The organism is Stenotrophomonas sp. STEN083 (assembly GCF_056759195.1).
Genome location: NZ_JBRRCU010000009.1, coordinates 55669 through 68484 on the forward strand (window position 1 = coordinate 55669; position 12816 = coordinate 68484).

Here is a 12816-nt window from a genome sequence, read left to right on the forward strand (position 1 = left end):
CGGAATATTGTCGCAGATGGCGCCCGCCGCGTCAGAGCCCTCGTTCAGACGCTGCAGCCATCCGGGCCGCAGGCCTGTTCATCCTGGCTGGCGGCACCTGACGGTGCTTGTTCGGCCGCGATCTTGCGCAGCACGTCGGCAAACACTTCCGCCGGCTGCCCGCCCTGCACCGCGTACTGGCCATTGATGACGAAGGTCGGCACCGATTGGATGCCCAGCGCCTGGGCCTGGCCGATGCCGGCCTGGACCTGGGCCAGACCTTCGTCAGAAGCCAGCATCGCCTGCACGCGCTCGGCCGGGATCTCGCCCGCCTCGGCGGCGGCAATCAGCACCTGCGGGTCGGCCAGGTTGCGGCCCTCGGCGAAGTGCGCACGGAACAACGCCTCAGCAACCTGCTCCTGCACCCCGTACTGACCGGCAAGCCACATCAGCCGGTGCGCCAACAACGTGCTGACCTTGACCTGACCCTTGCTGAAATCCATCGGCAGGCCCTCGGCCTGGGCGGTGCTCTGGGTCTGCGCCAGCATCTGCCGGGTACGTTCGGCGCCGCCGAATTTGGCAGCGTAGGCTTCCAGCAGCGGCACCGGGGTGGTGCCGGCATCAGGGTCAAGCAGGAACGGATGCCAGCGCACCTCGATATCGGGCACATCGGCGCCCAGCAGCTCCAGACCGCGCTGGAAGCGATGCTTGCCTATCCAGCACCAGGGGCAGACAACGTCGGACCAGATATCGATGCGCATGCGGGTTCCTAATATCCAATGTAGTGCCGAGCCATGCTCGGAAGGGGCCTTGCCGGTAAATCCGGAGCAATGCCCGGTCATTTGTGACGGACGCCATACCGGCGAAGCCCCTGCCGAGCATGGCTCGGCACTACAGGTTCTTCACCACTGGCTGTACGGCTTCGATGCCAAGGCCAGATTGTAATAGCGCAGTTCGTCGGTCACTTCGGCACCTGCCCAGTCGGGCTTGGCGAACACCTGGTCGGCGCTCTCCAGCTCCACTTCGGCCACCACCAGCCCGGTGTTATCGCCGAGGAATTCATCCACTTCCCACAGCAGGCCGCCGTGCTTGACCAGGTATCGACGTTTGTCGATCAGGCCGCCAACACACAGCGCCAGCAGCTCACGCGCCTCGTTCACCGGCACTGGGTACTCGAACTCCTGGCGGGTGTGGCCGAGCTCGCGCGACTTGATGTTCAGGTAGGCCTCGTCGCCCTGGATGCGAACCCGCACCGAAGCCTTCTGCGCGCCGCTGTCCATCGCCGCCGTATCGTTGATATAGCCCTGCGCCATCGGGATGACGGCGTGCGCGTCGGCACGCCAGTCATCGCAGGTGACGAGGAACTTGCGTTCGATCTCGATACCCACCGCTTACCTCTTCTCGAAGACGGCAATGCTTTCCACGTGTGCGGTGTGCGGGAACATGTCCATCGCACCGGCCGAGACCAGAGTGAAGCCGCGCTCATTGACCAGGTAGCCAGCATCGCGTGCCAGCGAACCCGGATGGCAGCTGACATAGACGATGCGCTTGAACTGCTCCAGCGGCAACTGTTTGAGCACATCGATCGCGCCCGAACGCGGCGGGTCGAGCAGCAGTTTGTCGAAACCCTGCTTCATCCACGGTGCTTCGCTTTGATCCAGGGTCAGATCGGCGGCATAAAACTCGGCGTTGGCCAGACCATTGCGCTCCGCGTTTTCCTTGGCACGGGCGACCAGTCCCGCCTCGCCTTCAACGCCCACCACTTCGCGCACGCTGCGCGCCAGTGGCAGGGTGAAATTGCCCAGACCACAGAACAGGTCGAGCACGCGTTCGTCAGGCTGTGCATCCAGCAAGGTCAGCGCATGCGCGATCATCTGCTGGTTGAGCTTGGCGTTTACCTGGATGAAGTCCAGCGGGCGGAACGCCAGTTCCACATCCCACTGCGGCAACGCAAACGACAGCGCAACGCCTTCGGCCGGCCACAGCGGCGCCACGGTATGCAGGCCGCCGGACTGCAGGTAGATGGCGAAGCCATGCTCCTGGCCGAATGCGATCCACGCCTGCTTGTCAGCGTCGCTGAGAGGTGCCAGATGACGCACCGTCAAGGCGATGGCGGCATCGCCAGCGATAAATTCGATCTGCGGGATATCGCGCTTGCCATCCAGCGTTTCGATGAAGGCGGACAGCACGCCGACCTTGCTGCCGATCTCCGGGATCACCGTCAGGCACTGAGACAGATCGGCGACGAAACGCGGATCAAGTTCGCGGAAGCCGACCAGCGTCTTGTCCTTCTTCTCGACGCGACGCACCGAGAAGCGCCCCTTGCGGCGGTAGCCCCAGCTGTCACCCACCAACGCCGGCAACACCTCGCCCGGGCTGACGTGACCGATGCGGGTCAGGTTGTCGGTCAGCACCTGCTGCTTGGCGACGATCTGCTGCGCCTCTTCCAGATGCTGCAGCACGCAACCAGCGCACACGCCGAAATGCGGGCAACGCGGCTCAACGCGGTGCGGCGAAGCCTTGAGCACTTCCACGGTCTTGGCTTCGTCGAAATGGCGGCTCTTGCCGGTCTGCTCGGCCATCACCGTTTCCTGCGGCAGGGCACCGTTGATGAAGGTGACCTTGCCACCCTCGCCTTCGCGGCGGGCAACACCACGGCCGTCATGGCTCAGGTCGAGGATGTCGGTCTGGAACGGGGTCTTGTCTATGCGGGGGGATCTGGATCGGGCCACGTGGCAACAGGCTGCGGGCAAAAGGGCGGCCATTGTCGCAGATGCTTAACGTGAACACCCCGATGACTTGCAGATCGCTGTGCCATCGCTAATATGCGGGCTATAGCTGACATGGAGGCAGCAGATGAATACGCATCACCAAGGAAACCTGCCGCGCCTGCTGTTGGTCGAAGACGACATGACCAGCCAAGGCTTCTTCCAGTTTGTGCTGGAATCGCTACCGGCCAAGGTTGATATCGCCGACACCTGCGCAAGTGCGCTGCGTTTGGCACAGAGCACCACTTACGATCTCTGGCTGCTCGATGTGAACCTGCCTGACGGCAACGGTGCCAGCCTGTTGCGCAGCTTGCGTGAACGCCATCCGCATACCGTTGCACTGGCGCACACCGCAGATACCAGCCGGGAAATGCAGACGACGCTGCAACAAGCCGGCTTCCAGGAAACCCTGGTCAAGCCGATCAGCCGCGATGCGCTCCTCAAGAGCGTGCGGCGTGCGTTGGCCAAATCCACTGTAAAAGCCGACGGCACCTTTGCCGAGGCAGCGCTGGACTGGGACGAATCCGCCGCAATGAATGCCCTGAACGGGCAACAGGCGCATGTGCGTGCACTGCGCGAGCTGTTTCTGTCCGAGTTGCCTGGCACCCGCGATGCGGTCAGCCATGCACTTGAAGAACATGACGACAAAGCCCTGCATGCACAGTTGCACAAGCTGCAGGCCAGCTGTGGCTTTGTTGGCGCCTCGCGCTTGGCGGTTGCGGTGCGTCAGCTGAATCACGATCCGGCATCAATGCAGGCGCGGCAACAATTCGGTAGCGCCGTCAGCGCCTTGCTGCGCTGATCAATTGCAGACTGCGCCCGTGTAGTTCCGAGCCATGCTCGCAGAGGCTCTACCGGGAAAGCATCTTGCCGAGCATGGCTCGGCACTACGTGGTTGGATTTTGCGTAAAGCCTCTTGCCGAGCATGGCTCGGCACTACATGGTTTGGATTCTGCATAAGGCCTCTGCCGAGCATGGCTCGGTACTACGGTTGCTAACGGGCCAGTTCGCCCAGCATTTCCCAAGATTTGAGCCCGCGACCGCCTAGGTGATGCAGCAGCACCGCCCGCATCTGCAGGCGCAGGCTGGCGACATCGCTGCTGTCAGGCTGTTGATCCTCGGCCAAGGCCAGCAGCGCGCTGCCGGTGACCAGCGCGCGCCGTTCATTGTTGCGCTCGCTCAGCAGGCGTAACGGTCCCTGCAGCGGATCCAGCCGATAGCGCGCGGCCGGATCGATCGGTTCGCCATCGGCAGCACAACTCCAGTCGAAACCAAAGCCCAATGCGTCGAGCAGGTCACGCTCGAAGCGCCGCAGTGACCACGCCAACGTATCAGCCTGACCAAGCTGCGCTCGCAACTCGCCGTAAGCCACATACAGCTCAGGCAACGGGTCCTGCCGCGGGGCCAAGCGCATCACCAGTTCGTTGATATAGAAGCCGGCCAGCATCGCGTGGCCGTGCAGACGTGGTGCCACGTCCTGGCTCTCGGCACGACGCAGCTGCGCCAACTCACCGGTTTGCTGCGCGTCAAAACGAATCGCCTGCAGAGGCTGCAGGGCCGCGCGCAGCGCCTGCTTCTTCGGCCCTTGCACGCCGCGTGCGAGCAGGCCCAACCGGCCGTGCTCCAGACTCATCACCTCGACCAGCAAGCTGGTTTCGCGCCAGGGCCTGGCATGCAGCACGAAAGCGGGCTGGTCTTCGATGCGCATCTAAGACTGGGAATCAGGAATGGAGATTCGGGAGCCGGAACAGCCGGCGACCCTGACCTTGCCACGCTTCGCCTGAGTCGGAAAGCCGCGGCGGCTTGTCGCTATCGCAGCGCAGGCTTTCATCACGCCCCCTGGCCAGCAACCAAGGAACAACGGGAAATCGCGAGTGTCTGCAGAACCAGGCTGCTTCATCCCCGATTTCCCCCCCGATCCCCGGACTGAGACTTACTGCTCGCCGTAGCCGAAGGCCTTCAGCGCGGCCTCGTCATCGGACCAACCTTCGCGCACGCGCACCCACGTTTCCAGGAATACCTTGGCACCAAACAGGCGTTCCATCTGCAGACGCGCCTTGGCACCGATTTCCTTCAAGCGAGTGCCGCCCTTGCCAATGACAATCGCCTTCTGGCCTTCACGCTCGACCCAGATCACCGCGCCGATGCGCAGCAACGCGCCGTCTTCGGCGAAGCGTTCGATTTCCACAGTGGTGGCGTACGGCAGTTCTTCGCCAAGCTGGCGCATCAGCTGCTCGCGGACCAGTTCGCCGGCAAGGAAGCGCTGGCTGCGGTCGGTAATTTCATCTTCGCCGAACATCGGCGGGCCTTCCGGCACCAAACCGATCAGGTCGCGCACCAGCGCTTCCAGACCGTTGCGCTTCAGCGCCGAGATCGGATGCACAGCGGCAAATTCGCGGCCAACGGTGATCTCCTGCAGGAACGGCAGTAGCGCGCCCTTGTCCTTCATCCGGTCAACCTTGTTGACGATCAGCACCACTGGCACGCCTGCGTCACGCAGCACGTTGAAGGCCAGGGTATCTTCTTCGTCCCAGCGACCAGCTTCGATCACCAGCAGGCCAACGTCCACGCCTTCCAGCGACGCACGCGCGGCACGGTTCATCACCCGGTTCATCGCGCGCTTCTGCTGGCGATGCAAGCCGGGGGTATCAACCAGCACCAACTGCCCTTCCGGATAGGTGGCGATGCCAAGCAGACGGTGGCGAGTGGTCTGCGGACGGTTGGAGACGATGCTGACCTTGGCGCCAACCAGTGCATTGGTCAGGGTCGATTTGCCAACGTTGGGGCGGCCAATGACCGCGACGCTGCCACAGCGATGAGAGGTGGTGTCGTTCACTTGGAATCCAATTGCTCTATTGCGGCGGCTGCCGCCTGTTGTTCGGCCAGCCGTCGCGAAGTGCCTTCGCCTTCGGTACTTACGGCAGGGTCAGCCACGCAACAGCGCACATGGAAGTGCTTGGCGTGGTCGTCGCCGGTCTCCGATACCAGCTCGTATACCGGCAGGGTCTTCTGCCGGGCCTGCAACCATTCCTGCAGGCGTGTCTTGGGGTCTTTCTCGGGCTTGCCCACCGGCACTGCCGACAGCGAGGCCTCGAACCACGGCATTATCCGCTCGCGGCAGACTTCGAAACCGGCGTCCAGGTAAATGGCGGCAACCACCGCCTCGAAGGTGTCGGCGAGGATGGAGTCGCGGCGATGGCCACCTGACTTCATCTCGCCCGGGCCCAGCGTCAAGCGTTCACCCAGCTCCAACGTGCGCGCGATCACCGCCAACGCTGCCTCGCAAACCAAGGCCGAGCGGGCACGTGTAAGCGCGCCTTCGTCAGCCTTAGGCCAGCGCGTGAAAAGCGCTTCGGCGATCAGCATGTTGACGATGCTGTCGCCCAGGAACTCCAGGCGCTCGTTATGCGGCGCACCGGCACTACGATGGGTCAGGGCCTGCTTCAACAGACCCTGATCCTTGAATGGATGACCGATCAGATCACCCCGTTGGAACATTCTATTCACTACCTGTCCGGTTAAGATCCTGAGATGTGTTGAACTTACCCACCACATCAAGGTTGCCAATCATTTCGCGACGTACTTCGTAGCTGACGACCATCCGCAGGCCGCCATCGGTGCGCTCGATCTTCAGATCGCCCGGTTTCACGTCATCTGCGTAATTCATATCCATGCGCTTGAAGAACAACTCCTGCACCTTGGCCGGATCGAGGCTGCCCGAACCAGGCTCTGCGGCAATGCTCTTGAGCGCGGAACGTACGGAGTAATACTCCTGGTACATCGGGAACAGCTTCATGCCGATGTAAAGCCCGAAGCCCACCACCGCCAACACCATCAGGAACGAGGTCAGCGTCATACCTGCTTGTTTGTGCTTCATTGCGATCTCCCCAGAAACGCGTTGTCCACTCACTGAATGCCCGCCCCGATACGTGACGGTTCGAAACTACCCTTGCAGAACCAGCCTTCACAGTTCAGCCAGATCAGGAACGCCTTGCCACGCAGATTCTCTTCCGGCAGGAAATGGGTCTGGGTCCAGAAGCGACTGTCCTCGCTGTTGTCGCGATTGTCACCCATCACGAAGTACTGGCCTTCCGGCACCACCCAGTCACCCTGGCCACCCGGGTTCGCACGCCCCAACAGTTCCAGCACGGTATGGCTGCGGCCCGGCAGCTGTTCGGTCAACAACGACGCGCCGGTCATTTCGGAACCAGGGCCCTTGCCGACGTACTCGCCGCGGTCTTCGTAGACCATCGGCACGCCGTTGATCGACAAGGTATCGCCGTGGAAACCAATGCGGTCGCCCGGCAAGCCAATCACGCGCTTGATCCAGTTCTGATCCGGCGCATGCGGCGGCTTGAACACCACCACGTCGCCGCGCTTGGGCTCGGCCACCGGGATGATCTTGGTATTGGTGATCGGCAGGCGGAAGCCGTAGGAGAACTTGTTGACCAGGATGAAATCGCCGATCAGCAGGTTGGGCATCATCGAGCTGGAGGGGATCTTGTACGGCTCGGCCACGAAGCTGCGCAGGATCAACACCACCGCTAGCACCGGGAAGAACGCGCGCGAGTAATCCACCACCGCCGGCTCCTCGCTGTCCAGCAGGCTGGCCGTCTCGGCACGACGCTTGCGCAGGTACAGTTTGTCCAGCAGCACCACCAGGCCGGAGCCCAGGGTCAGCACAACCAGGATGATTTCAAACCATTTCATTCAAATTCCTTCGGAATGAGACTGGTGATTCAAGGTTGGAGATCCGCAACAGTCAGAGCGTACGCCGCTCTTTCCAATCCCGACCCCCAACTCCCGAATCACTGTTACTTGTCCATCTGCAGCACAGCAAGGAAGGCTTCCTGCGGGATTTCCACACGGCCCACCTGCTTCATGCGCTTCTTGCCTTCCTTCTGCTTCTCCAACAGCTTCTTCTTACGCGAAATGTCGCCACCATAGCACTTGGCCAATACGTTCTTGCGCATGGCTTTGACCGTGGTACGGGCGATGATCTGCGCGCCGATCGCAGCCTGGATGGCCACGTCGAACATCTGCCGGGGAATCAAATCCTTCATTTTTTCGCACAGCTCGCGGCCACGGCGATCGGCGTGGCTGCGGTGGGCGATCAGCGACAGCGCATCAACCTTGTCACCGTTGATCAACACGTCCAGGCGCACGAACGGGCCGGCCTCGAAGCGCACGAAGTGGTATTCCAGCGAGGCGTAGCCACGGCTGACCGACTTGAGCTTGTCGAAGAAGTCCAACACCACTTCAGCCATCGGCAGCTCATAGCTGATCTGCACCTGGCTGCCCATGTAGTTGATGCCGATCTGGCTGCCGCGCTTCTCTTCGCACAGCTTGATGATGCTGCCGATGTACTCCTCGGGGGTGAGGATGTTGGCGCGGATGATCGGTTCGCGGATCTCTTCCACCTGGTTGACCGGTGGCAGCTTGGCCGGGTTGTCCATCATCACGATGGTCCCGTCGCTCTTGAGCACCTCGTAGATCACCGTCGGTGCGGTGCTGATCAGGTCGAGGTTGTACTCGCGCTCCAGCCGCTCCTGCACGATTTCCATGTGCAGCATGCCGAGGAAGCCGCAGCGGAAGCCGAAGCCCATCGCCTCGGAGCTTTCCGGCTCGAAGCGCAGCGCGGCATCGTTCAGGCGCAGCTTGTCGAGCGCTTCGCGCAGGTCCGGATAGTCCTCGGCATCGACCGGGAACAGGCCGGCGAACACGCGCGGCTGCATTTCCTGGAAGCCGGGCAGCGGCTCGGACGCCGGGTCAGCCATCAGGGTCAGGGTGTCGCCGACCGGCGCGCCGTGCACGTCCTTGATGCTGGCATTGATCCAGCCCACTTCACCGGCACGCAGCGCAGGCATTTCCTTACGCTTGGGGGTGAAGACGCCGACCTTGTCGACCAGATGCCAACGGCCGGTGGACATAACCTGGATCTTGTCGCCGGCCTTGATCTGGCCCTGCATCACGCGCACCAGCGAGACCACGCCCAGGTAATTGTCGAACCAGGAATCGATGATCAGCGCCTGCAACTTGTCGCTGCCACGATCGGCCGGTGGCGGGATGCGGTGCACGATGGCCTCCAGCACCTCCTCCATGTTCAGGCCGGTCTTGGCGCTGACGGCAACCGCATCGGAGGCATCGATGCCGATCACCGCCTCGATCTCGGCCTTGGCACGGTCGATGTCGGCGGTGGGCAGGTCGATCTTGTTCAGCACCGGCACCACTTCCAGGCCCTGCTCGATGGCCGTGTAGCAGTTGGCAACCGACTGTGCCTCCACGCCCTGGGCCGCATCGACCACCAGCAGCGCGCCTTCGCAGGCGGCCAGCGAGCGGCTGACTTCATAGGAGAAGTCGACGTGGCCGGGGGTATCGATGAAGTTCAGGAAGTAGGTCTGGCCGTTGCGGGCCGTATACGGCACCGACACCGACTGCGACTTGATCGTGATGCCACGCTCGCGCTCGATCGGGTTGTTGTCCAGGACCTGCGCTTCCATTTCGCGCGCGGTCAAGCCGCCACACAACTGGATGATGCGGTCGGCCAGGGTGGACTTACCGTGGTCAACGTGGGCAATGATGGAGAAGTTGCGGATCATCCGCATCGAATCATGTGACATAGGTGGCGGCGGCGGCGCTGCGTCGTCAGGATAACGGGCCATTATCGCATGCCGGAGCCAAGCCCCGCACAGGGTTTGGCCGGCAGCTGAACGAAAGGAGCCGCCCGAAGGCGGCTCCCGTTGCTATCACAAGGTCTGGCGGGCTTATTCGCCGGCGCGGACCGGGACGAAGGCGCTGTTGGCGCCGGCGCGGACCAGCAACATGACCACGTCACCCTTCTTGTAGCCGGCCAGCTCCCGGTTCAGGGCGGCAACGCTGCCCACCGGGGCGCGCCCGACCTGCAGCACCACCATGCCCGGGGCCAGACGCGCCTCGCGGCCCGACTGGCTGTTGACGCCGGTGATCCGCACGCCCTCGCCCGACTCCAGGCCAAGCTGACGACGTTCGGCGGCTGTCAGATCGGCCACCTCCAGCCCCAGCAGGGCGTTGGCGCCGGCCTGAGGCTTGGCGTCATCTCCAGCCGCTGCGGTGTTACCCGGCCGCGCCGCATCTTCGGCCAGCTCGCTCAGGGTAACAGTGATCTCGCGCGGCTTGCCGTCACGCAGGATGCTCATCCGCACCTTGCTGCCCGGCGGCATGGCGCCAATCATCGGCGGCAGCTCGCTGGAGGTATTGATTTCGGTGCCGTTGACCGCACGGATCACGTCACCCACCTCGATCCCGGCCTTGGCCGCTGCGCTGTCGGGCACCATCTGGTTCACCAGCGCACCGCGGCTGTCAGGCAGCTTGAAGCCCTGCGCGATGTCGCTGGTCACCTCACCGACCATCACACCCAACTGGCCGCGGCTGACCTTGCCGGTCTTCTTGATCTGCTCGACTGCATTCATCGCCAGGTCGATCGGGATCGCGAAGCTGATGCCCATATAGCCGCCGGAGGCGGAGAAGATCTGCGAATTGATGCCGACCACTTCACCGCGCGTATTCAGCAAGGGGCCACCAGAGTTGCCCTGGTTGATCGCCACGTCGGTCTGGATGAAGGGCACATAGCGCTGCTCCTGGCCACCGGTATTGCGACCCAGCGCACTGACGATGCCGGCGGTAACCGAATGGTCCAGGCCAAACGGCGAACCGATCGCCACCACCCACTGGCCGGGCTTGAGCGAGTTGGAGTCACCTACGCGCACGGTTGGCAGGTTCTTGGCCTCGACCTTCAACAGCGCCACGTCGTACTGCGCATCGCTGCCGACCACCTTGGCAGTGAACTCGCGGCGATCACTCAAGGTGATCTTGACCGACTCGGCACCATCAATGACGTGGTGATTGGTCAGCACATAGCCGTCATTGGAGATGATGAAGCCCGAACCCATGCTGCGCCCACGCGGACCGCTGTCCGGACCTTGCTGACCCGGCCCCGGCATCTGGAAGTCCGGACCGAAGAAACGGCGGAAGAACTCCGGCATCTGGTCCATGTCCGGGCCCTGCTGGGCAACGCGCGGATTGCGGCGTGCGCCGATCACGGTATCGACCTTGACCACGCCCGGGCCAACCTGGTCGACCAGTTGGGTGAAGTCAGGCAGGCCCTGCACCAGCTGCGGCGCGGGCGCGGCACGGGTAGCGGCCACCTGTTCGGCCGGTGCATTCGGGGCCGGGCTCTGCGCGCAGGCCACCAACGGCAGGGTCATCGCCAGCAGGCCAAACACCTTGTTTTGGATACGTGGGGTCATCAGCTTCGAACCTCCAATTCAGTCAAAGCGGGAAAGAACAGCCAAGCCCGGTACGCCCAATCGCAGCGCACAAACCTGGAATCCGGGGAAACCGGCCGCCCTGAGGCGGACGACCGGCAAGCAACACTCACTGACGCGGCAACAGCCTGCGCGACTCGGCATCGTCGGCACTTTGTGCCGGCATGCGCGGTTCAAACGGGTAGAACGTCGCCCCGCCCTGCTCCTGCGCCGGGAAACTGGCGTTGAGCGCCCCCTGCGACAGCGACGGCGCCACCGTCGAGCGTGGCCATGGCCGTGCATGCAGCACGCCATTGCCGGTGGCAAACGGGTCCTGGCGCAACGCTGGGGTTGCCGGCAGTACCGGCGCGGAAGCAATCGCCCGTTGCGGCTCGGCCATACGCGCGGTACCGGCCCGTGCTGCCTGCTGGGTACGGGTCGCGCTGCCGCGACGGGCAGTGGCATCCTGACGGCGGGTCACTGCGGCAGCAACTGCAGGAGCAGCAGCCACCAGCCCAGCGACATTGCCAGCATCAGCCGAAGTCGGCACCGCAGGCTGCGCCGGTGCAGGCGCTATTTCCGCCGTGGTCGCAATGACCGGCGCTGGTGTGCTGGTCACCGGCAGCTGCTCGCGTGCCATGAACAAGGCAACCGCAGCCACCGAGGCGGCCAAGGCGGCACCGCCACCCCAACGCCGCCAACCCGTACGAGCTGCGCGTTGCGGCGCGGGCGCAGCAAGCACCGGGCCGTTCTGGCGGGCCTCGGCATCCACTGCCTGCCGTACCCTCGCACTGAAATCCAAGGGCGCCGGTGCGCAGGCCTGGCCACGCATCACGTCGCCCAGAACCTGCCAGCGTTCCTGGCAGGCCGAAAGCTCGCCGTCGTGTTCCAAGCGGCGCAGCATGAAGCGCGCCTCATCGGCGGCCAGCTCACCATCCACCAGCGCCGACAACTGCTGGCGGTAATGCAGTTCAAATTTATCCGGCGCAGCACCGGCCGACACCGGGTTACGGTCTTGCGGGTTCATACGCGACTCCGTTCACGGGTAGCGCTGGGGGTATCCAGCAAGGGACGCAGCTGTGCATCGATGGCCTCGCGGGCACGGAAGATCCGCGACCGCACCGTGCCGATCGGGCATCCCATTTTCTGCGCGATATCCTCGTAACTCATGCCTTCCACCTCTCGCAACGTAATGGCTGAGCGCAGCTCTTCGGGCAACGCATCAACCGCCTTCATCACGGTCTGTTCCAGTTCCTGGCGCATCAACTCACGCTCGGGCGTGTCGTTGTCGCGCAAGCGGACCCCACTGTCGAACTGCTCGGCATCACCGATCTCGATGTCGTCGGTGGGGGGGCGCCGGTTGTGTGCTGCCAGATAGTTTTTTGCGGTATTCACTGCGATCCGATGCAACCAGGTATAGAACTGGGCGTCGCCACGGAAATTCCCGAGCGCACGGTATGCGCGCACGAAAGTGTCCTGGGCCACGTCCTGACATTCACTCCAGTCGGCGATGTAGCGCCCGATCAACGCGATGATCCGATGCTGGTACTTGCGTACCAACACATCGAACGCCGCGCTTTCGCCGCGCTGCACACGCCGGACCAGTTCCAGGTCCAGCTCCTGCGGTGTTTCAACCTCGGCCATAACGGGCCGCACTCCTGTCAGCCCAACCGACGTCGGGCATTAAGACCGCTGTTCGCGGCAAAAGTTCAGCACCCTGTCCCAGCGGCACCGCACCAGCTTTTAACTCCTGTTCGGCTAACCTGCAGGGACGCTGACCAGATAAG

At 63.3% G+C, this 12816-nt stretch carries 13 protein-coding genes; 1 reads left to right on the top strand and 12 read right to left on the bottom strand.

Annotated features, from left to right (window positions below):
• Window positions 1-44 precede the first annotated feature (44 nt).
• The 3 genes from ACVOK8_RS04915 to rlmD all read right to left on the bottom strand — a co-directional run bounded on the left by ACVOK8_RS04915 (window position 45) and on the right by rlmD (window position 2711).
• Entirely contained in the window at window positions 45-740 is a 696-nt protein-coding gene (locus ACVOK8_RS04915) for a DsbA family oxidoreductase (RefSeq protein ID WP_481565843.1), read from the bottom strand.
• A gap of 141 nt (window positions 741-881) precedes the next feature.
• A complete protein-coding gene (locus ACVOK8_RS04920; protein WP_481565844.1) occupies window positions 882-1367 on the bottom strand; it encodes a CYTH domain-containing protein in 486 nt (161 codons plus the stop codon).
• Between the two features lie 3 nt (window positions 1368-1370).
• A complete protein-coding gene (gene rlmD, locus ACVOK8_RS04925) occupies window positions 1371-2711 on the bottom strand; it encodes a 23S rRNA (uracil(1939)-C(5))-methyltransferase RlmD (RefSeq protein ID WP_481565845.1) in 1341 nt (446 codons plus the stop codon).
• A gap of 124 nt (window positions 2712-2835) precedes the next feature.
• On the opposite strand from rlmD, the gene ACVOK8_RS04930 reads away from it, so the two are divergent.
• A complete protein-coding gene (locus ACVOK8_RS04930; protein WP_481565846.1) occupies window positions 2836-3549 on the top strand; it encodes an Hpt domain-containing response regulator in 714 nt (237 codons plus the stop codon).
• Window positions 3550-3741: 192 nt separating this feature from the next.
• On the opposite strand, the gene recO is transcribed toward ACVOK8_RS04930, so the two are convergent.
• The 9 genes from recO to rpoE form a co-directional block, all read right to left on the bottom strand.
• On the bottom strand, window positions 3742-4455 hold the full coding sequence (gene recO / locus ACVOK8_RS04935; RefSeq protein ID WP_481565847.1) for a DNA repair protein RecO: 714 nt from the start codon (window positions 4453-4455) through the stop codon (window positions 3742-3744).
• A gap of 225 nt (window positions 4456-4680) precedes the next feature.
• On the bottom strand, window positions 4681-5583 hold the full coding sequence (gene era, locus ACVOK8_RS04940) for a GTPase Era (RefSeq protein WP_481565848.1): 903 nt from the start codon (window positions 5581-5583) through the stop codon (window positions 4681-4683).
• Window positions 5580-6245, bottom strand: a complete 666-nt coding sequence (rnc, locus tag ACVOK8_RS04945) for a ribonuclease III (protein ID WP_481565849.1) — start codon at window positions 6243-6245, stop codon at window positions 5580-5582. Before rnc ends, era begins: the two co-directional genes overlap by 4 nt.
• Window position 6246: 1 nt before the next feature.
• Window positions 6247-6624: a DUF4845 domain-containing protein gene (locus tag ACVOK8_RS04950; protein ID WP_481565850.1), complete on the bottom strand. Its 378-nt coding sequence runs from the start codon at window positions 6622-6624 to the stop codon at window positions 6247-6249.
• Between the two features lie 29 nt (window positions 6625-6653).
• Window positions 6654-7457, bottom strand: a complete 804-nt coding sequence (gene lepB / locus ACVOK8_RS04955; protein ID WP_481565851.1) for a signal peptidase I — start codon at window positions 7455-7457, stop codon at window positions 6654-6656.
• A gap of 104 nt (window positions 7458-7561) precedes the next feature.
• Window positions 7562-9352 (bottom strand): translation elongation factor 4, encoded by a 1791-nt coding sequence (gene lepA, locus ACVOK8_RS04960; protein WP_481565874.1) that lies wholly within the window; start codon window positions 9350-9352, stop codon window positions 7562-7564.
• A gap of 159 nt (window positions 9353-9511) precedes the next feature.
• Window positions 9512-11032, bottom strand: a complete 1521-nt coding sequence (locus ACVOK8_RS04965) for a DegQ family serine endoprotease (RefSeq protein ID WP_481565852.1) — start codon at window positions 11030-11032, stop codon at window positions 9512-9514.
• A 127-nt stretch (window positions 11033-11159) separates the two neighbouring features.
• A complete protein-coding gene (locus ACVOK8_RS04970) occupies window positions 11160-12056 on the bottom strand; it encodes a sigma-E factor negative regulatory protein (protein ID WP_481565853.1) in 897 nt (298 codons plus the stop codon).
• Window positions 12053-12673: an RNA polymerase sigma factor RpoE gene (gene rpoE, locus ACVOK8_RS04975; protein ID WP_313170618.1), complete on the bottom strand. Its 621-nt coding sequence runs from the start codon at window positions 12671-12673 to the stop codon at window positions 12053-12055. Before rpoE ends, ACVOK8_RS04970 begins: the two co-directional genes overlap by 4 nt.
• Window positions 12674-12816 lie beyond the last annotated feature (143 nt).

What these genes read in the sequence shown, in the direction of transcription:
- ACVOK8_RS04915 (WP_481565843.1), bottom strand. Translation starts at nt 740, where the DNA reads ATGCGCATCGATATCTGGTCCGACGTTGTCTGCCCCTGGTGCTGGATA.
- ACVOK8_RS04930 (WP_481565846.1), top strand. Translation starts at nt 2,836, where the DNA reads ATGAATACGCATCACCAAGGAAACCTGCCGCGCCTGCTGTTGGTCGAA.
- recO (WP_481565847.1), bottom strand. Translation starts at nt 4,455, where the DNA reads ATGCGCATCGAAGACCAGCCCGCTTTCGTGCTGCATGCCAGGCCCTGG.
- rnc (WP_481565849.1), bottom strand. Translation starts at nt 6,245, where the DNA reads ATGTTCCAACGGGGTGATCTGATCGGTCATCCATTCAAGGATCAGGGT.
- ACVOK8_RS04950 (WP_481565850.1), bottom strand. Translation starts at nt 6,624, where the DNA reads ATGAAGCACAAACAAGCAGGTATGACGCTGACCTCGTTCCTGATGGTG.
- lepB (WP_481565851.1), bottom strand. Translation starts at nt 7,457, where the DNA reads ATGAAATGGTTTGAAATCATCCTGGTTGTGCTGACCCTGGGCTCCGGC.
- lepA (WP_481565874.1), bottom strand. Translation starts at nt 9,352, where the DNA reads ATGCGGATGATCCGCAACTTCTCCATCATTGCCCACGTTGACCACGGT.
- ACVOK8_RS04965 (WP_481565852.1), bottom strand. Translation starts at nt 11,032, where the DNA reads ATGACCCCACGTATCCAAAACAAGGTGTTTGGCCTGCTGGCGATGACC.
- ACVOK8_RS04970 (WP_481565853.1), bottom strand. Translation starts at nt 12,056, where the DNA reads ATGAACCCGCAAGACCGTAACCCGGTGTCGGCCGGTGCTGCGCCGGAT.
- rpoE (WP_313170618.1), bottom strand. Translation starts at nt 12,673, where the DNA reads ATGGCCGAGGTTGAAACACCGCAGGAGCTGGACCTGGAACTGGTCCGG.